The organism is Thalassotalea euphylliae (genome assembly GCF_003390395.1).
In the GTDB taxonomy this organism is placed as follows: Bacteria; Pseudomonadota; Gammaproteobacteria; order Enterobacterales; family Alteromonadaceae; genus Thalassotalea_F; species Thalassotalea_F euphylliae_C.
Genome location: NZ_QUOV01000001.1, coordinates 1,665,517 through 1,688,480, shown reverse-complemented (window position 1 = coordinate 1,688,480; position 22,964 = coordinate 1,665,517). Strand labels below are relative to the sequence as shown.

Genomic DNA, 22,964 nt, shown 5'->3' with positions numbered 1-22,964 from the left:
AGCAATATTTTGCATTAGTTTTTCTAATGAATAACGTGAATTTATGTCAGTGTCACTTTTTAACCAAGATGCTTAGAATATACACCGTAGATGAAGGACAACATCTCTAGGCCTTATATATTAATAGATATGGCTATAATACTTTAGTTGTGTTCCCAACCCACAACTTAACGCGATAGAGATTGGTCCTTTGACATCTATAAGTAATATTGACGTAACTTATGTATGTAGGAAAAAGGTACCATCATGAAAACAACTCTGCTTGCACTTATCACTGGCGCGCTCGCATTTACCGCAAATGCAGAGAGTGTCTACAATTCAACAACTGCTGAAACTGCAGTTACGATTAACCCAGTTCAACTACAAGTTGTGGCACAAGATTATCTTCGCCAGAGCTTAAACAATCAAGCACCACTGACGATTAAGTTAGACAATGTGCTAGTGACACAAAAAACCGAGACACACGGTAAGAAAACAGCAGCAGTAAAAGCTGAAACTGTTGCCTTAAATCAGTTAATCGAAAGCGAATAAGTTAACTAGCTAAATATAAGCTTGTTTTTCAGTCTAGATTTTAGGAGTTGGAGTCAGACCAAGTATCCCCAACCAACTTGGTTTGGCTATAAGCCTGATTAACTAGCACTAACTTGTTCAATATATAAAAAAGGCGCTAAGTAATTGCTTAGCGCCTTTTTTAATAATCCTGTCTCGCTCTTAAAATGCATATAACCATTTAAAGAACTGAGTATTGCCATAGAAAACTAAATGGCTTAACTCAATAAGCCATTTAGCACGTTAAGGTTAGCTCAACGCCTATTTACCATTCGCCGGTAAAGTGCCCGGTAACCAGTTACCACCTGCTTTGGCAATCGCTTCTTCTGTCAGTTTTACGGACTCAGCTAACTGGACAATACGTTGGTAGATATCAGCATAGCCTTCGCTTGCACGCTTAAAGCGTAGCTTTTGTTGACCACTAACTGGGCTGGTGCTCTCACTACGTGACCACATGAGATAACCAATATAGCCATTCACTGACGTTGGCGTTGGCTCAGCACGTTTAGCAACAACTGAATCACCGTTCAGATCGAGTTTGATCTCTTCCAAATCACGCTGCATTTGGTGAGCAAGTGCTAGCGTTGTTTGGTCAAGCGCCAGTGTTTCTGTGGTTGCTACTTTGATGTGCTTAATACGTGATTCCAACTCACCTAGGTATTTACGCGCGCCAGCAATCGCATTGCTTAAACGGCCTGCTTTCATATCAAAGGCTAAATCAGCTTTGCGATCTGTGCTTGGGAAGGTGCGGTTATCGATAGAAACCACTTCAAAGCTTTGCTCTTGATCGTATGACGTTTCAACACCTTTTACGAGTTTAGATAGCGAAACCGTGTACTTACCTGGTACCACTAACCAGCCTGAGTCTTGATCGCCACTGGCATCAACTGGTTCAAAACCTGGGTAGCGTAAATCCCAATGAATACGGTTAAAGCCTTTTTTCGCAGGTGCTTTGATGCGGCGAACAATATTGCCCTCATCATCGCGTACTGTTAGCAATAGGCTTGGCTTTTGCTCAAAATCTTCTTCTTTGAGTGCATCCCAGCTTGGGTAGTAAACTGGCTTTTCATCTTTACGTAGCTCGGCTTCTTTTGCTTGTCGCTGCGCCTTTAACGATTTGAACTCTTCGTTAATGTAGAAACTAAACGCTGCACCGTATTCCGGGTTTTCTGCAAAGTAGAAATCAGCACCGCGCATCGCTTTGCCTGGCAAGCCTAGTGGGCTGTGCTCGATAAATTGGAAAGCACGGCGCACTGGGAATAGCGTCGCGTCTTGCTTTTTCACTGCTTTGGCATCTTCACGCAGTGATGAGTAGTCATCTAAGATGTAAAAACCGCGACCGAAAGTTGCTAACGCTAAATCGCTTTCACGGCGTTGAATTTCAATGTCGCGTACGGCAATCGTTGGCATACCAGATTTTAACTGTACCCAGTTTTTGCCGCCATTTTGCGTGAAGAAGACACCAAATTCGGTACCAACGAAAAGTAAGTCTTTGTTTTGGTGATCTTGCGCAATGGTGTAAGTTGAGCCACGCACAGGTAAATCACCTGTGATGTTTTTCCAGCTTTTACCGTTGTTGTCGCTGCGGTATACGTAGGGTTTAAAATCGCCACGCTTGTGATTATCAAACACCGCAAATACGGTATTTTTATCAAACACTGACGCTTCCATATCCGCAACATAAGAGTTGTCTGGCACTTTTGAAGGCCAGTCTAATTTTGTCCACGCTTGGCCGCCATCTTTGGTAACGTGCATTACGCCATCATCACTACCCGTGTACAGTAAACCTTCTTGCAATGGTGATTCTGTTAGCGCGATAAGCGAGCCGTAGAATGACGTTGAGGTATTTTTCGCTACCGTATCAACGCCCCAAACTGTGTCCATCACTTCTAACTTATTACGGTCGATATTACGTGATAAATCACCACTGATCGCACGCCAGTCGTCACCGCGATTATCTGATTGGAACAAGGTTTGTGAGCCGTAGTAAATACGTTCATTGTTATGCGGGCTAATCAGCAGCGGAGAGTTCCAGTTAAAACGCTGGGCAACGGCAGGATCTGGCGTAACCGGTTGCATTTGCACACGCTCACCGGATTGTTTGTCGTAACGAGCTAAACCGCCGTACTGGTATTGCGAGTAGATAATATCTGGATTTTTCGGGTCGATAACCGTTTTAAAGCCATCACCGAATTGAGTAAATAACCAGTCGCTGTTTTGAATACCTGATTCTGTTGTGGTGCGGTGTGGCGCACCTAGCGAGGCGTTATCCTGCGTACCACCAAACACGTTGTAGAAGGGGTAATCGTTATCCACCGTGACTTTGTAGAACTGAGTTAACGGCATATTGTCTTTAAATGTCCAGTTCTTAGCGCGATCCCACGACTCATAAACACCGCCGTCACTACCAATGATCAAGTGATTGGTGTTGTTTGGGTCAATCCATAGCGCGTGATTATCAACGTGCTTGTGTGCTTCGCCTGCGCGAGTGAAGTTTTTACCACCGTCTTCAGAGACCATTAAGTAGGTATCAAGCGAGTAAACGCGGTGTGGATTTTTCGGGTCAACAACAATTTCTTGGTAGTACTGCGGGCTACCCGACACATAGCTGCTTTGCTTATGCCAGCTAGCACCAGCGTCGGTTGAGCGATAAAAGCCTGATTTGCCATCAGCCGCTTCAACAATGGCGTAGATAATATTGCCATCGGTAGGCGCTACATCAATACCGATACGGCCTTTATCAACGCTTGGTAACCCCTTTTCAATCTTGTTCCACGTTTTACCGGCATCCGTTGATTTATAAATGCTTGATTCTGGGCCACCATTGATCAGCGTCCAGACATGGCGACGACGCTGGTATGACGTTGCGTAAATTACATCTGGGTTTTGTGGGTCAAAGGCGATATCACTCACCCCGGTGTGCTCGCTAATTTCTAACACGTTTTCCCATGTTTTACCGCCATCAGTGGTTTTAAATAAACCGCGATCGCCGCCCTTGCTCCACAATGGGCCTTGCGAGGCAACATAAACAACGTCAGAGTTTCTTGGGTCAATTAAGATCTCGCCAATATGCTCTGAGTTTTTTAGGCCAACGTTTTCCCAGCTTTGACCGCCATCAACCGATTTATATACCCCGTCACCATAGGCAACTGAGCGCTGTGAATTGTTTTCACCGGTACCCGCCCAAATCACATTTTTGTTGTTTGGATCCATGGTGACATCACCATACGAGTAACTTGGCATGCTGTCAGCGACTGCTTGCCAGGTAACGCCGGCATTGTCAGTTTTCCACATACCACCAGAGGCAGTGGCAACAAAGTACTCTGCTGGGTTTTCTGGATTAAAGGCAAAGTCACTGACACGACCACCAGTCACTGCTGGTCCCATGTTTCTTAATTTAATACTGCTATAAATGCTAGCGTCTGCTTTTTTATCGCCTTTCGCCGCGAATGCGTCGCTTGATGCGCCCGATAAGCCAAGTGCAATTGATGCTGCGAGTAAAGAAGGTAGTAATCTCATTTCACTTCCTTAGTTATTATTAGTTATGTTGGTTTTACTAAAGAGAAAAAGCCCAAAATGTTATTGGGCTTTTGCTTTTTTCATTTTATCTAGCCAGTGGCTAGTTAAGTGCGATTGGTTGAGTGGTTGATAACAAGCCCAAGCCAGACGCTTGGTACGCCTGTTTAAATTCAGTGAGGTCTTGCTGAATAAACTCATTCACTTTACCTACGCCTTTATCTAGCTCGATTTTCGCTTTTTCAAGGTAGATTTCAGCCGTTGGTGAAGGCTTACCGTAGCGGCCACCTGCATAACCCCAAGCCATAAAGACATGTGATGTTACTTTATAAGTTTCATCAACAATCCCTGTGGTTTTTGGAATAGAACGTAGGTTTTTGTCTAACTCGCCAATCTTCTTGATCAGCTCATCGGCAGACTTAGCTAATTTGCTCGCAGGTAACTCGTCTTTGTTTTCAGCTTTATCGATATTTTCCAGCGCTTTATCCGCCATCGCTTTGATCACTTCAATATCTTTTTTACTGTCGTGCAAAGCATGAACCGCTTTAGTTAGCGTGCCGTACATAGCAACTGCTTGATGCTCAAGTGCGTAGCGTGCTTTCATATCCGCCATGGTGACATCGGTAAAACGAGGGTCTTTTAACACCTTAGCGGTGGTTTCAAACTCATTATCGTTAAGTTTTACATGAATGGTGTATTTACCCGGTATCACTTCAGGGCCAGCTGGTTTGATGTCTTTATCTTCTTTTGGCTCTTGCCCCGGCATACGGCCTTGGCCGTCAGATTCCAAGCCCCAAACAATGCGGTTAACCCCTTGTTTTAGCTTAGTGACAAAAGTACGAACCACTTCACCATTTGCATCTTTAACCGTGACACGAGCCTTTTCTGAAAGCGGCTTTTCATCCTTCTTGTCGCTATCTTTGTCAGCGGCTTTTTTCGCTTTTGCTATCTGACGTGCTTTTTCTTTGTCTGCATCAGGGTGTGCTAAGTGATCGCCCGATGCCATAACATTAATGGTGACACCGTAAACTTCGTTATCGCCCACATATGCCGCATCACCCCAGAAACGGGTTGAAGGTGCGCGGCTAGATACGTATTGCTGGCCATCGCCAACACTCAATAGTTTTAATGACGCGTTAAACGACTTTTCATTTAAACCACGCAGTGGGCTGTAATCGTCAATCACAATCACAGAGCGACCGTGCGTACCTAATACTAAGTCGTTTTCACGTTGCTGAATGGCCATATCCATCACAGACACTGTTGGTACGTTTTGATCGTACTTGAACCAAGAATCACCACCGTTTGTTGAGGCGTATAAACCAAGCTCTGTACCTAAGAATAATAAGTCTTCATCAACGTGATCTTGTACAACTGATAAGGCATAGCCACGAATGTTTTTAGCCGTTAAGTTGGTAAACTTGCTACCGTACTTAGACGCTTTGAACACGTAAGGCTTCATATCACCGCGTCTGTGGTTATCAAACACGATAAAAGCTTCTTCTGGGTTGTGTAGCGATGGTTGAATATGCGGCACAAACGCATTTTTCGGCGCTTTGCGCGCTTTTTTCTCAACGCTCTTCCAAGTGTCACCGCCATCTTGTGTGACATGAATACGGCCATCGTCGGTTGCGACCCAAATCACTCCTTGTTTAATTGGGCTAGGCGCAATAGTAATAATCGCTGTGTGATTTTCCGCAGCGGTAACATCTGGCGTTAAACCGCCTGATTCCTTGTAACGCTGCCAATCTGGGTTGTTAGTGGATAAATCTTTTGAGATCACCTGCCAGGTTTCGCCGCGATCTGTTGATTTGTGCACGAATTGGCTACCGTAGTAGATGGTGTTGGCATCAAATGGATCTTGCGCTAAACCAGCATTCCAGTTGAAACGCAATTCTGTGTCATGATTAGGCGCTGCTGGGCGGATCAATTTTTGCTCGCCAGTCACTAAATCGTAACGGTTTAAGTAACCACCTTGTGACTGCACATAACCTTTTGTGACGTCATCTGGGAATGGCATGGTATCGAAACCATCACCAAAGCCGACTTCTTGCCAGTGAACATTGCGAATACCTGCAGTATGGAATACTTCCGCAGGGCCACGCCACGAGCCGTTATCTTGCAAACCGCCGTAAACATTGTAAGGCACCGCATCATCAACTCGGATATGGTAGAACTGAGAAACTGCTAAGTTTTGTACAAAGCGCCAGCTGTCGCCTTTGTCTTGAGTGATCGCGATTCCGCCGTCATTACCTAAAATTTGGTGCTCAGGGTTTTTCGGGTTGATCCAAAGGCTGTGGTTATCAATGTGAATGGTATTACCGGTTGCACAACAATCGACTTTATCGATTTTGCTAAAGGTTTTACCGCCATCAATTGAGCGGCGAATAAAGGTCGCGATATTGTAGATAATATCTGGATTAGTTGGGTCGACTTCAATTTCTGAGTAGTAGAATGGGCGATCGGCAACATTGTATTCGCTGTTGACTGTATTCCAGCTATCGCCGCCATCATCACTGCGCAATAAGGCACTTTTCTCCGCTTCAACTAGCGCATAAACCGTGTTTGGCTGACTCTCAGCGATATCAAACGTGATACGGCCTAATTCGCCTGAAGGCAGGCCATCTGCAGACGTGCGTTGTTGCCAAGTTTCACCACCATCGATTGACACATACATGCCAGAGCCCGGGCCACCTGACTCAAACTTATCCGGCCAACGTTGGAACTGCCACATTGACGCATAAAGCTTGTTTGGATTACTTGGATCCATTTTGATATCAGATGCACCCGTGACGTTATCTACGTATAAAATTTTCTGCCACGTTTTACCACCATCGGTGGTTTTATAAATACCTCGGTCTTCATTTTTTGACCAAAGCGTGCCCATTGCAGCGGCATAAGCGATATCTGGGTTAGTTGGATGCAACGCAATTCGGTTAATACGCTCAGTGGTTTTTAAGCCCATGTTTTGCCATGTTTTACCACCGTCCATTGACTTGTAAATACCGCCGCCAATTGAAGTTGAGTTACGGACATTACCTTCACCCGTACCTAACCAAACAATATCAGGAATGGCTGGGTGCACTGCTAGCGCCCCCGTTGACGCCCACTCTTCGTCGTCAAAAATCGGCTGCCAGTTAAGGCCAGCATTTTCTGATTTCCATACGCCACCCGACGCTGCACTGGCATAAATAATATTTGGATTAGAAGGCACGGCTTCAATATCTGAAATACGACCACTGGTTGCTGCTGGGCCGATATGACGCGCTTTAATACCTGAGAGTAAGTCAGTGTCGATGGCAGCATAACTGCTTGAGGCAAATAGCGCCGCTGAGACAAATAATGAGGTTAAGGATTTTTTCATTAGAATTTATAACCTTAAAGTAGTAAGTGAGTTAACTAAACGAATATAAAGCAGCCACGTAAAGGTCGCTACTTCAGAAAGTAATTTTTGTTTTTTATTAATGCTTTATCTGTTTTGCTTTCTTTACTTGGTTAACGGTTAAGCTAGCATTGCACGAACAACACACAAACAATGCGCAATCACTTAATTCATCAACTGAAAATCACTTTACTAGCGATTCTTGCGCCAAGTAATTCATTGCAAACACAAAATTATCAACCTTTGAATATAGCTAATAAACATGATGAATGTATTCAATACACGATAAATATTGCGGTTTAAGCGATGAATTGCAAAATCTATCGTTATTGGAATTGACGGCAACTGGTTTGATATTGCTTGGAGTTTATTACTTGCGCAGTTTGCGCGGTAAGTAGTGGGTTTTTGAGTGTGTATATTCGTCGGTTATTAATATTAGCTTTAGCGCGCACACTCTTGCTGTAAGGGTTTTGATTAAAAAATTGTTCAAAGCTGCCGTCGGCCATCATTCTGTTTAGCCCGTACTCAATGCGTTCAGCGAGTCGCTTATCTTCTTTACTGACAAAAAAGAAAAATGGTGCTGGATAGTAAAGCAACGATGATTGCTCGACGGTTAACTCAGGAAAGCGGGCGGCTTCGCTATATGCTTCGTGTAAAGCACGAGGAAAATAGTCAAATCGCTGCTTGGTGAGCATCGAAAACAAGCTATTGTGTTGCTTAGCGGTAATAACATTAAAGTTATTTGCTTTTAAAATACTGGTATCTGGCCAATCAGCTCCTTGGCCAGCAAGCAGGTTTTGTAGATCAGACACCTTTGTTATTTGACTAAATCGATCTTGCTCTCCTTGTCTGATCAAGAAAATACGACAGCCACCTAAGCCTTTGAACAATGGAACACGAATCGGCAGCAACTCGCGCTCACGAGCTTTTGAAGTCATGGTCCAAGCGACATTGACAATATGACGGTGCTTGATGAGCTCGATCATATTGGTCTGCGTTTTACCTGCATCAACGCCATTGAGTTGATATGGCCCGAATCGAGGTGATGACTTGTTCAACGCAAGTGCTAGTAGCTCTCGATAATACTTATCATAGGGTAAATTATCTCGGCCATGGGACGAGTAATTAACGACATCTAACGCGACTGCGGGCAATGTTATCAATGCCAAAATCAAAAACACTATAGATTTCATCGTCATCATTGACAGCTATCGCCTAATATCCATTTATGCAATCCACTCATGTCATTCTCACAATTATGCGCCGCTTATTAAATTAGCGGCTTTCTCAACCGCTTTTCAAGGACTTCTCTTAACTTTGAATGAACATAGACCTGACAAATGAACTATCGCTTGCAAAAGTCAGCCTTTATCTAAAACTATTTACAATTCAGCGTAATACGCACAGCAGAGTTATACAAATTTTATTCAGGCTTTTATCCTTTATCCTTTAACCTTTAACCTTTAACGCTTTCGTCGTTTTAAAAGTTGATACTACCCGTGGCTACTTTTGTAATTAACTTTCCCTGCGATTTCGAGTCAATTCTCGACCAGCAAGCGCCAGCGCTGCTAATAACGCCAACCAAAAGTTCACGCCACCACCTGATGACTTTTCAGGTTCAATCACAACAGGTGACAGTTGAATAGCAAGCTGATCAAAAACTTGGCTACCATCAATTGCTTCTAATCGAATCATGACAGTTTCAGCGATATCTATACTTCCAGCTGTGATAGTTACATTTTCACTGGCATTTGCGCTGGTAAATTCCATTAATTCTGGTGTTATCGTCAAATGCTCAGAATCAAAGGCGAGTGCCAATAAAACGGGAATATCAAAATCAGCAGCACGATTCACTGTTATTGCTATCGACTGATCGCTTTCTAGTTCAGCATTTTCAATAGAAAATGATAGGTTCTCCTGGCCAGCGGCGTCATTAATCTCTACCGTCAGCTCGTTAGCGCTACCGTTGACATAGTCCCCGTAGCGGGCACCAATTTGCAATAATTCGGTCGGCTCTTGTTCATTATCGCCCAACGTTGTTACTGTGATGGACTGAGTTGATTGACCTGCTGAGAAAGTTACCCGCTGTGTGGCATTAATAAAGTCAACATCAGCAAGTGCTCCATTGAAACGAATATCGCCGTCGCTGCCTGCATCTCCATAAGTATATAGTTCGATGCTAACTTCGCGATCTAAGGTAATAACATTATTATCGCCATCCACTAAAGTAAGTGTCACTGTAACCGACTCACCTTCAGCAATGCTTAATTTATCGGTGCTCACTGCAACAGATGCTATTTTTTCGCTTGCCGCCTGCATATTGCCTAAATGGTTAGGCAACGTCACTAACTCATTTAGGACGCTAATGAAGTCAGCCTCACCTACTTTGCCGCAAGCTTCGCCATTAACTGAGATATCAGGGCTAGAATAAATGTTATGACGAGTATTCCAGTTATTTGAGGTACTCATAATCGTGCCTTCACCAGCACAGTTATAGCCTCGTGCGTCTGTTCGTACCGGAGTATCAGAGCTATTGGCAATATCGTGATCGGCACCATCATTGTGCCCCCATTCGTGAGCTCCTAAAGTAGCACTGGTGCAAAACCCACCAACTTCCATAATGGCATAAGGGTTGTCGTAATACGCCCAGCCACAGAAATTATTGTCGGTTTGCGGGCGCAGAATAGTTAAATAATCTAGCCCAAATCGCTCGCGAATATGTGATAATGCTGAGAATGCTTGGTCTGAATAGACATTCGCTAGAAACAAATTAATCGCGGTATCTGGCTCATTAGCCATAAGAAACGGTCCCACGTAAGAAACTTGTCTGCGAATCACCAAGCCGCTGTTAATCATTACTTGATTCGCCGCGCTAATTTGCTCGTCAATATAACGGTCTATTTCCGCCCGTCCAATTTGAGCGAGCAGATCTTCCGTGTAGAAAAAACCAATTTCGATAACATGCTGATTAGATTCACTAGTCGCCTTTTCACCAAACTCACTAAGGGCATTAATGTTCGATTGTTTGGATAACTGATTGTTATTATGCAAACGCTTTAGCTCGTATATAGGTGCTAGAGCCATAGAGCTGTTTGTATGCTCGTAACTAGCAGACGTTTCTCCTGATTTTTTCGCGGATAAAGGAATTGGCGTACTTGCTATGGCGTTAAAGTGACACAAGGCAAATAGCAGCAACATACTAGGTGACATATGTCGACGCTTATTGCTTAGAAAGCTAAGAACTACAGGGCAAGAATAAAGCTTTTGAGTAGTTGAAGGTAGGTTGAACAGCATGGTGGTTTACAACTTTTATGACTTATATAACTTTCATTTTTTGGTGGCATTGGCTTTTGATTGGACCTGATATTTGATCAATATCGCCAATAGCTTGGGAATTGTTATCGTATCAAAACTTGGTGACTAATTAGTGACAGTAAAGCAATTTACTAGTATTAATCGCGCTGAATAAGCGAGTAAAATGTACGCTAATATTTACAACTGATTTACATCACATAGTAGCGATATAAAACCATCTCCATAAAAAAACCGAGCTAGATGCTCGGCTTTCAATTTTTCAATTAATCTGTGAAAAATTAATTATTTGTGATCTACAGAAATAATTTCGTATTCCACTAAACCCGCTGGTGTTTTGATTTCCACTTCAGAATCAACGGTTTTACCAATTAACCCACGGGCAATAGGTGAATTGACTGAAATACGGTTATTTTTAATATCCGCTTCGTCATCGCCAACGATTTGGTAAGTTACTTCTTCATCGGTATCAATGTTTAATAAACCGACTGTAACACCAAAAATCACTTTACCTGTGTTAGGAATTTTAGTGACGTCAATGATTTGTGCATTACCCAGCTTGCCTTCAATTTCTTGAATACGGCCTTCACAGAAACCTTGCTGCTCACGTGCGGCATGATATTCAGCGTTTTCTTTTAAATCGCCGTGCTCACGCGCTTCGGCGATTGCTTCAATAATTTCTGGACGCTTTACTTGCTTTAAATGGGTCAGCTCTTCGCGCAATGCTTCTGCGCCTGCTGCCGTCATTGGAATTTGATTCATTCGAGGTGTATGTTCCTAAAATAGATAAAGGTGGCTACTAACCACCTTTATAAAATAATCGTATGCGAATAAGCATAACAAAACTGTCATGATTCGACAAAACTATCTTTCTCAGCCAAGGCTTTAGTCTAGTTTATCGAATCTTGCGTTATGCAGCTAAGTTAACGACTAACAGCGAGCATGTAACTCTTGAATAGAGGTTACTTTATCGCGGTCATCAGCAGCGTGTGCCTGACATGCCGCAAACGCAGCATTTAGTGTTGTGGTATAAGCCACTTTATAGCGCAACGCGCCGCCACGTAACACTTTTGAGTCTTCAATCGCTTTGCGACCTTCAGTCGTGTTGATAATGTAGCTGTACTCACCATTTTTGATTCTATCAAGAATATGTGGGCGACCTTCGTGTACTTTATTCACTAAGCGACATGGAACGCCTGCTTCGCCTAACATTACCGCGGTGCCATGAGTAGCGTCTAGTTCATAGCCTAGTTCAACCAACTGCTTACCAAGCTCAACTACACGCTCTTTATCTGAGTTACGCACAGACACTAATGCACGACCTGATTTAGGTACCACTACATTCGCGCCTAAGTTCGCTTTGGCATACGCTTCTTCAAACGTTTCACCAACACCCATAACTTCACCAGTTGAGCGCATTTCTGGACCAACTAAAGGGTCAGAGCCGTGGAACTTGTTAAACGGGATCACCACTTCTTTTACTGAGAAGAACGGCGGAATAGTTTCTTTAGTAATGCCTTGTTCAGTCAATGACTTACCAGCCATTACACGTGCCGCCACTTTCGCTAGTGGCACTGATGTAGCCTTTGAAACAAATGGTACAGTACGAGCAGCACGAGGGTTAACTTCAATTAAGTAAACCTTGCCATCTTTTACCGCCATTTGCGTATTCATTAGGCCAACAACGCCTAGTTCAAACGCAAGTTTAGTCACTTGCTCACGCATTACGTCCTGCACTTCTTGGCTTAGGCTGTAAGCCGGTAATGAGCAGGCTGAGTCACCAGAGTGAACACCTGCTTGTTCGATGTGCTGCATAATGCCGCCAATCACTACGTTTTCACCGTCACAAATCGCATCGATGTCTACTTCAACCGCATCGTCAAGGAAGTGGTCAAGCAATACTGGCGAGTCGTTTGACACGCTTACCGCTTCGTTCATGTAACGGCGTAAGTCGTCTTCATCGTAAACGATTTCCATCGCACGCCCACCCAATACGTAAGATGGACGAACAACCAATGGGAAGCCGATAGTTTTCGCTTCTGATACCGCTTCTTCTAACGAAGTCACTGTCGCGTTTTCTGGTTGTAATAGACCTAAACGCTCAACTGCTTGTTGGAAACGCTCACGGTCTTCTGCGCGGTCAATCGCATCAGGTGAAGTACCAATAATTGGTACACCAGCCGCTTCTAGTGCACGAGCAAGTTTCAGTGGTGTTTGACCACCGTATTGCACGATTACGCCTTTTGGTTTTTCAACATTAACGATTTCTAACACATCTTCAAAAGTGATCGGCTCGAAGTACAAGCGATCAGACGTGTCGTAGTCAGTTGACACTGTTTCAGGGTTACAGTTCACCATAATGGTTTCGTAACCGTCTTCGCGCATCGCAAGGGCTGCGTGTACACAACAGTAGTCAAACTCAATACCTTGACCGATACGGTTTGGACCACCACCAATGATCATGATTTTTTCTTTGTCAGACGGTGAAGATTCGCACTCTTCATCGTACGTTGAGTACATGTAAGCGGTGTCAGATTTAAACTCTGCCGCACAGGTATCAACGCGCTTGTAAACTGGGCGAATATCAGCCGCATGACGTTTCTTGCGAATTTCAGATTCATTAACACCAATCACATCCGCAAGACGCTTGTCTGAGAAACCTTTGCGCTTTAAGCGTTTTAACGACGCAGCGTTTAAGCCCGCCATACCGCTTTCAGCTAGTGCTTTTTCCTCTAAAACGATATCTTCGATTTGTACAAGGAACCAACGGTCAATTTTAGTGGCGTTGAATACTTCATCAACTGACATGCCTAAACGGAAGGCATCAGCCACGTACCAGATGCGATCAGCGCCCGCTTCTTGCAATTCGTGCATAATTTCAGAGCGTGCGTCTTTGTCGTTAACATCAACTTTTGGATCAAAACCGCTAGCGCCAACCTCTAAGCCACGTAGTGCTTTTTGCATTGACTCTTGTTGGTTACGACCAATCGCCATCACCTCACCTACCGACTTCATTTGCGTCGTTAAACGATCTTCTGAGCCAGCGAATTTTTCGAAGTTAAAACGTGGAATTTTCGTTACTACGTAATCAATGGTTGGTTCGAATGATGCTGGTGTTGCACCACCTGTGATATCGTTTTGTAACTCGTCTAACGTGAAGCCAACCGCTAGTTTTGCTGCCACTTTAGCAATTGGGAAACCCGTCGCTTTTGATGCTAATGCAGATGAGCGCGATACACGCGGGTTCATCTCGATAATGACAACACGACCATCTTTCGGGTTAACACCGAACTGTACGTTTGAACCACCGGTTTCAACACCAATTTCACGCAATACCGCAAGTGATGCGTTACGCATGATTTGGTATTCTTTATCGGTTAGCGTTTGCGCTGGTGCTACCGTGATTGAGTCACCGGTGTGAATGCCCATAGGGTCAAAGTTTTCAATTGAACAGATAATGATACAGTTGTCGTTCTTATCGCGAACCACTTCCATTTCATACTCTTTCCAACCGATTAATGATTCATCGATAAGTAACTCGTTGGTTGGTGATAAATCTAAACCACGAGTACAAATCGTTTCGAATTCTTCTTGGTTGTACGCGATACCGCCACCAGTACCCCCCATGGTAAAAGACGGGCGAATAATACATGGGAAACCGATGCGCTTAGCGGTTTCTTTCGCTTCCTCCATTGAGTGCACAATTTCAGCGCGTGGACATTCTAAACCAATGTTTTTCATCGCTTGGTCAAAGCGTTCACGGTTTTCAGCTTTGTCGATAGCATCAGCAGTAGCGCCGATCATCTCAACACCAAACTCAGCAAGTACACCGTTTGATTCAAGCTCTAGTGCACAGTTAAGTGCTGTTTGACCACCCATGGTAGGTAAAATCGCGTCTGGGCGTTCTTTTTCAATAATCTTGCGCACCACTTCCCAGTGAATAGGCTCAATGTAAGTTGCATCAGCCATTTCTGGGTCAGTCATAATGGTGGCTGGATTAGAGTTCACCAGAATAACGCGGTAACCCTCTTCGCGCAGGGCTTTACAGGCTTGTGCACCTGAATAGTCAAACTCACACGCTTGACCGATAACAATTGGGCCAGCACCTAAGATTAGAATACTTTTTATGTCAGTACGTTTTGGCATAGTCTTGTTCTCTCTTACTTAGCTGCTTTAGCTTCATTAATTAGTTCAATAAAGTGGTCGAATAACGGTGCTGCGTCATGTGGACCTGGGCTTGCTTCTGGGTGACCTTGGAAGCTAAAGGCTGGCTTGTCAGTGCGGTGAATACCTTGAATTGTGCCATCAAACAGTGATTTGTGAGTGACACGCAGGTTGTCTGACATATTGTCTTCATCAACGGCGAAACCGTGGTTTTGCGCCGTGATCATTACGACATCGCGGTCAATATCTTTCACTGGATGGTTGCCACCGTGGTGACCGAACTTCATTTTAATAGTCTTGGCACCGCTCGCTAAACCAAGCAGTTGATGACCTAAACAAATACCAAACACTGGAATGTCAGTTTCAAGGAAAGACTTAATTGCTGCAATTGCGTAGTCACATGGTTCTGGATCGCCAGGGCCATTAGATAAGAAGATGCCATCTGGATTCATCGCTAATACATCAGCCGCTGGAGTTTGCGCTGGCACAACCGTAAGCTTACAGCCACGGTCCACTAACATACGTAAAATATTGCGTTTGGCACCAAAATCGTAGGCAACGACGTGAAAAGGTAACTTTTCCGGCGTTTCTTTATAGCAGGTATGGCCTTCGCCTAGTTGCCAGCTACCTTCTGTCCACTGGTATTGCTCTTTGGTCGACACGACTTTCGCTAGGTCCATGCCTTTTAAGCCCGGGAAGCCTTTTGCTTCGGCTAGTGCCTTCGCCTCATCTGTCTCTTGATTAGTGAAGTCACCCGCTAAGATACAGCCGTTCTGAGCACCTTTTTCACGTAGAATACGTGTTAGTTTACGCGTATCGATATCAGCAATACCTAAAATATTGTTGCGCGCTAGGTAATCGCTCAAGCTTTCTTCGTTTCTAAAATTACTGGCCAGTAAAGGTAAGTCGCGGATCACTAAGCCTTTAGCCCAAATGGTGCCAGACTCTTCGTCTTCTGAGTTTGTACCAGTGTTGCCAATGTGAGGATAAGTGAGGGTAACAATTTGTTCTGCGTAGGAAGGATCAGTCAGGATTTCTTGGTAACCGGTCATGGAAGTGTTAAACACCACTTCACCAACCGCCATTCCTTCTGCACCAATGGCGGTGCCGTTAAATATAGTGCCGTCTTCTAGCACCAAAATGGCAGATTTAGTCAATTTAGCCTCCGAAAAGAAGAAAGTAAACTTAATCGCTTTTAACGTTTTTTTGCGTATTTCTCGTTAAAAGCACTAAGCGCGAAAATTGTTCAATAATCCGTCTTTTGGCTTGCGAATCGCAAATTTTTGACAAATTCCGCGCATTCTACGCCCATTAGTATTTTTCGTCTAGTAAAATTAGAAATATTTAGCTTTTAAATGATTTTTATAACCAAACGGTCAAAAACCTATGTTTTCTAACCTTAAAACCACTTGATTTGTTTAGAAAATCAAGTTAACAAAAATAACTAACAAGCTGTTTTATATGATTTATTTAATCAACTTATGCCGTTCATTCGGGTGTATTATTTCAACCCCAAAACATCTTGCATATCGTAATAACCGTGCTTAGCCTTTGCTAACCAAAGTGCTGCACGCATCGCCCCTTGGGCAAAGGTCATACGCGAGCTGGCTTTATGGGTGATTTCGAGACGCTCGCCCAAATCAGCAAAAAATGCCGTATGTTCACCAACAATATCGCCAGCACGAACCGTAGCAAAACCTATGGTTTTATTGTCGCGCTCATCAGTGATGCCCTCGCGACCATAAACGGCGCATTCATTTAAATCGCGCCCTAAGGTTTCAGCAATCACCTGCCCCATTTTCATGGCGGTACCTGATGGTGCATCTTTTTTGAATCTGTGATGCGCCTCAAAAATTTCTATATCAGTATAGTCGCCAATAGCCTGAGCGGTAATTTCCAAGAGTTTAAATAGCAAGTTAACACCAACGCTGGTGTTTGGCGCTAATAATACGGGCATGTATTGACCAGCCTGTTTGATCGACTCAACTTGCGCATCTTCAAAGCCGGTAGTACCAATGACTAGTGCTTTATCATTCGCTTTACACCACTCAATGTTGCTTAACGTAGATTCAATCGAAGTAAAGTCAATAAAGACATCCGCACTGCTGACCGCTTCAAGCGAAGTGCTTGTCACCAAATCAAGTTTGCCAATACCTGCTAACTCGCCTAAGTCAAAACCAGCAAAAGAAGAAGTTTCGCGAACCGTGCCACCAACGAGTTCAATTTCATCATGCTCTACAGCTGCTTTGATCAAGTTACGGCCCATGCGGCCGCTACAGCCTAAAATTGCAACTTTGGTGGTCATTTATCGGTTTCCTTATTGTTTGTATCGTTAGCACTCGGGATTAAGGTTAACTCATGAGCTAAGTCAGCAAGCTGACACATATCATGAGAAATAACGTTAATGATTCTATAGGCTTCTTGTTGATAGCTTAAATGATAAATTGCCGAAAATTCGCTAAAAAGGTTATTAGCTTGGTCATAAAAACGCCAATCAATTTTCACTAAGCTAAGCGCTTCATTAATATGCTGATAACTGGCATTACTGGCCTTAAACCCGGTGATGTTATGTTCAGCTAACATGGCAAAAATGCCACTAAACTCTTGATTGAAGCCTTGCTCACTATCAAGCACGAGTACTTTGTCTGGCGTACTCAATACGCAAGGGAGTTGATAGCATTTCGCTACTGCTGGCACGCTGGCCGCAGAGAAGGCATGAATGTAATTTTGGTAGAAGGTAGCCAACTGCTGGGCTTTGTTAGGATCGTCTTGTTCTTGGCGCTGTTCGTTCATTCTTGTCTTGCGTAGTAAAGGTGCGTAGTAAAAAGTGCTGTTTGCTTTGGGTTATGATGCGAATTAAAAGAATTCCAGGCAAAGAAAAGCCGGGCTAGCCCGGCTTAATCATTTATAGGATGTCTAATAGTTCAACATCGAATACTAACGCTGAGTATGGAGGGATCGCACCGTGCGAACCACGCTCACCGTAAGCTAAGTTGTAAGGAATGTATAAACGCCATTTTGCGCCAACACTCATTAGCTGTAATGCTTCTGTCCAACCAGCGATAACACCGCCAACTGGGAATTCAGCAGGCTGACCGCGATCAACTGAGCTATCGAATACTTCACCATTAATAAAAGTGCCGTGGTAGTGTGCACGAATAGTTGATGCTGTTGTTGGCTTTTCGCCTTCTGCATCTGCTAGTACTTCGTACTGTAAGCCAGACTCAGTCACAGTTACTTCTGCCCGCTCAGCATTTTTTGCTAAGAAAGCTTCGCCTTCAGCGGCTTTTTCTTTGGCTTGTGCTTGCTCTTGCTCTTGTAGTTTCTTAGAAACAACAGCAAATGCTTCGTTTAAGTCTTGCTCACTTACTTGGCTGTCAGCAGCTGCTAATGCGTCAGCTAAACCAGCTTGTACTGCGGTTACGTCAAACTCTTTAAATGGGTTGTTGCGTAATTGGTCGCCCAGTTGACGGCCAACGCCGTAACTTACGCGTGCTTCGATTGATTCAAATTTGTTATCAGACATTTGCACTTCTTCATTGTAAAAATTGGCGGCAAGAATAGCACAGAGCGCCACCATAAAGTAGGGCTAATTCCGCTACGATTGATAAAAATAGAGGGATTATGTCGCTAAATTATTGAACCCGGTTTTTAACGAAATTTGGTTCATTCTTAGCGTCTGTTAAACACCAAGCCAATTTAGCCATCTAAACATCTAGATTGACAGTGATGCAAATCACTTTATAATTTGCGTTATTCCTGAAATTTTATTTTTCAAACTGCTGTTTTGCCTTTCCCCTGATCGAGTGGAATGATATAAAAGTTTATTATTTAAACACTTTATAGCTGCATTCATGTATCACCGTTTGCCACACATGACCTTTACGTAGGCTGAGCAAGCAAGTCAAAACCAAGCGTTTAAAACTGAGCGCTTAAAGAGAATGGCAACAACGATTAACAATAAGAATTAGAGCATTATATGACAGAACAAACCTCACCACCTCGCCTCCTTAGTCTATTGCCGTTTGGCGTATTCCTCTCGCTCTTTATCGGCACGGGGATTTTCCTAACCCTGCAAGGTGTTGAGTTTGCGTTTTACCAGCTGCCAGCCAGTGTTGCCATTATTCCTGCCATCATCGTTGCAATAATGATGGGGAAGGAAACGATTAGCGAGCAAGTTAATCAGTTTATTGAAGGTGCGGGCCATAGCAATATTATTACCATGGGCGTGATTTATTTGCTGGCAGGCGCGTTTAGCATGGTTGCGAAAGCAACAGGCAGTGTTGATGCGAGTGTGCAACTAGGGTTAGCGCTGTTTCCCGACTATTTAATCATCCCTGGGCTATTTATTGTTGCCGCATTTTTATCTACTGCCATGGGTACATCGGTTGGTACAATCGCCGCCATTGCCCCGATAGCCGCAGGCTTTATTGAAGCCGCCAGCCTAAGCCCTGCATTAGTTGCAGGTAGTATCATCTCCGGCGCAATTTTCGGTGACAACTTATCGATTATCTCTGACACAACCATTGCCTCAACGCGTACACAAGGGGCGCGAATGAAAGACAAGTTCCGCGTAAACTTTAAATTTGCGCTTCCCGCCGCACTTATCTCTCTTGTGCTATTCACTTTCTTGGGAGGTAGTGCTGACTATCAAAGCGAGCAAGTGATCGACGTAATTGGCCTATTGCCTTATGTCGTTATTCTTGGCTTAGCATTGTCGGGGGTGAACGTATTTGTGGTTTTGCTGGTCGGTATATTATTAGCCGCAGCAACAGGCTTTGTCAGTAATGGCTATCAATTATCAGCTCTCGCATCGGATATCAACAAAGGCTTTGCTAACGTACAAGACGTATTTATTTTAGCGCTATTTATTGGTGGTTTAAGCGAGTTAGTTCGCCGCCAAGGTGGTTTGCAGGCTCTTACAATAAGCTTAAAAAAATTAGCGGGTAAACTTAGCCCCAATAATCCTAAACGCGCCGCTGGTTTAGGTATTGCCAGCCTCGCCTTTAGTGCGAACTTTTTTACGGCAAACAATACAGTGTCAATTATTATCACAGGTGAAACCGCTAAAGAGCTCGCCGAAGATGGCAACATTAAAGCAGCCGAATCGGCTAGTTTACTGGATATTTTCGCCTGTATTAACCAAGGCTTATTACCCTACGGTGCACAAGCCTTATTGCTCGGAGCAACTATTGGTATCTCACCAGTGGATGTAGTGGTTTACTCGTTTTACCCGATGATTTTATTCTTTGCGGCGCTGATCGCATTCTGGCGCATTACAAGAAACTAATGTTCTCTTGTCTCTCGACAGCTAACCTGGACAAAGCACCAGCACAAAACAGCTCAATGAAAAAGGCTTGCTAACGCAAGCCTTTGTTATTTTATGTGTTTACTTTTGCTTTTTGCTTTTTGCTTTTTGCTTTTTGCTGGCACAAAACAATCACAATAATCTTTGTTTAGCCGCTATTTTTGATTGGACTTAATTAAACTTTATTTTAGTTTTAGCACGCTATCTAAAGCCACTTCTGACAAATTTTGAATGCGCGTATCTTGCGCTGCTGGCAAATCTTTTTTATCAAATACGGTGCCTGCTTTTAAGTAGTGACTTGATAAGTATTCCGCTAACGCATCTTGCTCTGTACCATCATCCGTTATCGTAACCATGCCCGTTTTTTGCCCTGCCGCTTTAAGGTTCACAAGGTTCGCCCGCGCATCTGTTGGAAATTTATAACCGTCTCCGCCATCCACTAAAAAATCAAGCGTCACTAAACGAAATGTTTGCTTAGCAACAGACGGATCAAGTTGGCCATTTTGAACAACAGTTACCGTATTACCGCCCGGCAATGCGCCATTGTCATCTAGCACTACTAAATTTTGTACACGTGAGTTAACCGCTTTGGCAGGGTCAAAACTAAAGCGCATACCAGCCACTTGTGGAAAACGGCCAGGGGTCGCACCATCTCTAGTTGCCGACACGCCATATTCAATAATCCCCTTTAACTGGCTACCGGTCACCGTTAAGTTATTTAGCGCGCTGTTAAATCGCAGTGCAATTTCCATATCGAGCTGAGTAACATCGCCTGATTTATTAATACCCTGTACACCTGCTGGTGGACTGCATACGACCTTAGCGTCGGTAGAGCCAGCCGGTACGGCACATGAGCCAATTGGCGCTCGTATACCTCCGCCATTTTTGATAGAAATTGCGACACTTTTATCAATGCTTTGCGCGTAGGCTAAATTTGCATCTGCAGTAAGGTTACCCAAGTTCGTTTCTTGAGTTCTAACTGACACCCGATCACCATTTAAATATACCGCGGTACTACCAAAAACCGTGCCTAGCTTTGCTTGCAATGCTTGGTTTAAGGTGTTGGTGATTGTTTGTACTTGTGGAATGGCATCGGCTAGCGTTAAGTTATGCTCGGTTAAGCTTTGTTTATCCGTCGCGTAAGCACCATTAATGGTGCTATCGAGCGAGCTGGGTAACATGACACCGTGCTGGTCAAATGTCACCACAAAACGCCCTAAATAGGTATAGTCACCATCGGTATTAACCACCACAACAGGCTCTTTTGACGCACTTTGATAAACAAGAGGATAATCGCCTTCAGCTGCATCACCATCGCGCAACCTATCATTCTTATCAGCCAAAATGGTATTAGAGCCGCCAGCAACAATAATATCGACACCGTCAAGTAAAGGCGCGAGTTGCTGTTCAATGGCAATTTGCTGCATATGCGCCAGCAAGATAATTTTGTTTATACCACGCTTTTTCAATGGGTCGACATGTTTTTGGATCTCGGCTGCAAGCCCTGCTATATCATCTTCATCGGATGGAAGTACAATCATACCGCCTGTTTTAGTGATACTGCTAAGCGCTGGTGTTGAGGCGCCAACCACGCCAATCATTTCACCATTAACCAGAATAACCGTACTGGCAGCTACCTGCCCTACCTGATCAGTATTCATTAGGCCATTTTCCGCAATTAAAGGCGCTAAATGTTCGTCGGTAGAAAAGTCTAAATTGGCCGAAAGGTAAGGAAATTGGGCCCCCTGCCACACGTTACTGTCGCGCGTTTCAGGCGCAATTAACTCGGCAAATTCGTCTGTATTTAAATCAAGCTCATGGTTGCCAACAACAGTTGCTTGCACCCCCATGGCATTAAGGTAAGCCACATGTGCTCGCCCATTTGCAGCCACGCCTAAGATAGGGGTTAGCGAGTCATCGCCGCCAACATTGTATTCGGGGCCAGGGATCCAATTGTCACCTGAGCTCAGTACCAGTGTGTTAGCGTATTGAGAGCGGAACGAATCTAAAAGTGCAGAAAAACGAACGGCATTGTTAAGAATATCGCGGCCGCCATCAATATCGGCGAAGTGCAATAGCTGTAACTGAAAGGCACCATCAGAACATTGAGCGAATTGTTGGTGATCCTGCCCACAATGTTTATCTTGAGTCGCTAACTCAACATCATCATTAGCAGCGTTTTGACCTTGAAGGCTAGCGTTATCACCACAGCTCGCTAACGCCAGCAAGCTTAAAATGGGTAATAGTGAGCTCTTCCAGTTTTTCATTTTTCTCTCCGCAATAGCTATTTTCACAAAATCCAAGTCTGCAAAATCGCTGGGCAATATTTGTAATGAAGCAAAGGTTAGCTACATCTATTTAACAAAACAACTGCAACATGCCGAAATTAAAAAACCTCTATGGCGACACGTAAGCTCAAAATCTGCCGCAAGCTTGCAAACTCAAAATATCGACTGGCTTCAATTACCAATCAGCGACGATGATGCTCCTAACGAAGATTTTGATTAGGCATTTCACTCCAGTTACAGCTCAATACTGTCAATACTCTCAATACTCAATAACCAAGGAGCAGTTGCGGTTCACAGCAAAGGTAGCTCAGGTTGCGCTGGGCTTGTAATCGCACTATTACTTTTGCAGCTCGGTTATAACAAATCAGAGGTTGTGGAAATGGTGCAAGCTATTCGACCCAAAGCCTTAGTTAATCCAAGTCAAAAAGCATTTTTTGAAAGATTT

Annotated in this window: 14 protein-coding genes; 3 read left to right on the top strand and 11 right to left on the bottom strand. The window is 43.9% G+C overall.

Annotation, left to right across the window (positions count from 1 at the left end):
* Positions 1–246: 246 nt before the first annotated feature.
* Positions 247–531 carry a hypothetical protein gene (locus DXX92_RS07465; protein WP_115999884.1) on the top strand — a complete coding sequence of 95 codons (285 nt, stop codon included), beginning with the start codon at positions 247–249 and terminating at the stop codon, positions 529–531.
* A gap of 279 nt (positions 532–810) precedes the next feature.
* On the opposite strand, the gene DXX92_RS07460 is transcribed toward DXX92_RS07465, so the two are convergent.
* From DXX92_RS07460 to DXX92_RS07415, 10 genes are all read right to left on the bottom strand, one after another.
* Positions 811–4,068 (bottom strand): VPS10 domain-containing protein, encoded by a 3,258-nt coding sequence (locus DXX92_RS07460; RefSeq protein WP_115999883.1) that lies wholly within the window; start codon positions 4,066–4,068, stop codon positions 811–813.
* Positions 4,069–4,168: 100 nt separating this feature from the next.
* Positions 4,169–7,429: a VPS10 domain-containing protein gene (locus DXX92_RS07455; RefSeq protein ID WP_115999882.1), complete on the bottom strand. Its 3,261-nt coding sequence runs from the start codon at positions 7,427–7,429 to the stop codon at positions 4,169–4,171.
* 344 nt (positions 7,430–7,773) lie between these two features.
* Positions 7,774–8,640, bottom strand: a complete 867-nt coding sequence (locus tag DXX92_RS07450; protein WP_181901716.1) for a transporter substrate-binding domain-containing protein — start codon at positions 8,638–8,640, stop codon at positions 7,774–7,776.
* A 322-nt stretch (positions 8,641–8,962) separates the two neighbouring features.
* Positions 8,963–10,657, bottom strand: a complete 1,695-nt coding sequence (locus DXX92_RS07445; protein WP_181901715.1) for a reprolysin-like metallopeptidase — start codon at positions 10,655–10,657, stop codon at positions 8,963–8,965.
* Positions 10,658–11,044: 387 nt separating this feature from the next.
* Positions 11,045–11,521: a transcription elongation factor GreA gene (gene greA / locus DXX92_RS07440; protein ID WP_115999879.1), complete on the bottom strand. Its 477-nt coding sequence runs from the start codon at positions 11,519–11,521 to the stop codon at positions 11,045–11,047.
* A 168-nt stretch (positions 11,522–11,689) separates the two neighbouring features.
* The gene (gene carB, locus DXX92_RS07435; RefSeq protein ID WP_115999878.1) at positions 11,690–14,905 is read right to left on the bottom strand and encodes a carbamoyl-phosphate synthase large subunit; all 3,216 of its coding nucleotides are present in this window, start codon (positions 14,903–14,905) and stop codon (positions 11,690–11,692) included.
* Between the two features lie 14 nt (positions 14,906–14,919).
* Entirely contained in the window at positions 14,920–16,080 is a 1,161-nt protein-coding gene (carA, locus tag DXX92_RS07430) for a glutamine-hydrolyzing carbamoyl-phosphate synthase small subunit (RefSeq protein ID WP_115999877.1), read from the bottom strand.
* A 344-nt stretch (positions 16,081–16,424) separates the two neighbouring features.
* Positions 16,425–17,228: a 4-hydroxy-tetrahydrodipicolinate reductase gene (gene dapB, locus DXX92_RS07425; RefSeq protein WP_115999876.1), complete on the bottom strand. Its 804-nt coding sequence runs from the start codon at positions 17,226–17,228 to the stop codon at positions 16,425–16,427.
* Positions 17,225–17,716 carry a hypothetical protein gene (locus DXX92_RS07420; RefSeq protein WP_115999875.1) on the bottom strand — a complete coding sequence of 164 codons (492 nt, stop codon included), beginning with the start codon at positions 17,714–17,716 and terminating at the stop codon, positions 17,225–17,227. The genes dapB and DXX92_RS07420 overlap by 4 nt, the downstream gene beginning before the upstream one ends.
* Positions 17,717–17,828: 112 nt before the next feature.
* Entirely contained in the window at positions 17,829–18,449 is a 621-nt protein-coding gene (locus tag DXX92_RS07415) for an FKBP-type peptidyl-prolyl cis-trans isomerase (protein ID WP_116002336.1), read from the bottom strand.
* A gap of 453 nt (positions 18,450–18,902) precedes the next feature.
* On the opposite strand from DXX92_RS07415, the gene DXX92_RS07410 reads away from it, so the two are divergent.
* Positions 18,903–20,213 carry a Na+/H+ antiporter NhaC family protein gene (locus tag DXX92_RS07410; protein ID WP_115999874.1) on the top strand — a complete coding sequence of 437 codons (1,311 nt, stop codon included), beginning with the start codon at positions 18,903–18,905 and terminating at the stop codon, positions 20,211–20,213.
* Positions 20,214–20,413: 200 nt separating this feature from the next.
* Here DXX92_RS07410 and DXX92_RS07405 read toward each other — a convergent pair whose 3' ends face one another.
* Positions 20,414–22,498, bottom strand: a complete 2,085-nt coding sequence (locus DXX92_RS07405) for a bifunctional metallophosphatase/5'-nucleotidase (protein ID WP_115999873.1) — start codon at positions 22,496–22,498, stop codon at positions 20,414–20,416.
* Between DXX92_RS07405 and DXX92_RS07400 the strand changes: the two genes are divergently transcribed.
* Positions 22,467–22,739 (top strand): hypothetical protein, encoded by a 273-nt coding sequence (locus DXX92_RS07400; protein ID WP_115999872.1) that lies wholly within the window; start codon positions 22,467–22,469, stop codon positions 22,737–22,739. The genes DXX92_RS07405 and DXX92_RS07400 overlap by 32 nt on opposite strands.
* Positions 22,740–22,964: the final 225 nt, after the last annotated feature.

Bases quoted from the DNA above. Each gene is read 5' to 3' on its own strand.
- greA (WP_115999879.1), bottom strand. From the start codon at position 11,521: ATGAATCAAATTCCAATGACGGCAGCAGGCGCAGAAGCATTGCGCGAA.
- DXX92_RS07415 (WP_116002336.1), bottom strand. From the start codon at position 18,449: ATGTCTGATAACAAATTTGAATCAATCGAAGCACGCGTAAGTTACGGC.
- DXX92_RS07410 (WP_115999874.1), top strand. From the start codon at position 18,903: ATGACAGAACAAACCTCACCACCTCGCCTCCTTAGTCTATTGCCGTTT.
- DXX92_RS07455 (WP_115999882.1), bottom strand. From the start codon at position 7,429: ATGAAAAAATCCTTAACCTCATTATTTGTCTCAGCGGCGCTATTTGCC.
- dapB (WP_115999876.1), bottom strand. From the start codon at position 17,228: ATGACCACCAAAGTTGCAATTTTAGGCTGTAGCGGCCGCATGGGCCGT.
- carB (WP_115999878.1), bottom strand. From the start codon at position 14,905: ATGCCAAAACGTACTGACATAAAAAGTATTCTAATCTTAGGTGCTGGC.
- DXX92_RS07405 (WP_115999873.1), bottom strand. From the start codon at position 22,498: ATGAAAAACTGGAAGAGCTCACTATTACCCATTTTAAGCTTGCTGGCG.
- DXX92_RS07465 (WP_115999884.1), top strand. From the start codon at position 247: ATGAAAACAACTCTGCTTGCACTTATCACTGGCGCGCTCGCATTTACC.
- DXX92_RS07450 (WP_181901716.1), bottom strand. From the start codon at position 8,640: ATGAAATCTATAGTGTTTTTGATTTTGGCATTGATAACATTGCCCGCA.
- DXX92_RS07445 (WP_181901715.1), bottom strand. From the start codon at position 10,657: ATGTCACCTAGTATGTTGCTGCTATTTGCCTTGTGTCACTTTAACGCC.
- DXX92_RS07460 (WP_115999883.1), bottom strand. From the start codon at position 4,068: ATGAGATTACTACCTTCTTTACTCGCAGCATCAATTGCACTTGGCTTA.
- DXX92_RS07420 (WP_115999875.1), bottom strand. From the start codon at position 17,716: ATGAACGAACAGCGCCAAGAACAAGACGATCCTAACAAAGCCCAGCAG.
- DXX92_RS07400 (WP_115999872.1), top strand. From the start codon at position 22,467: ATGGGTAATAGTGAGCTCTTCCAGTTTTTCATTTTTCTCTCCGCAATA.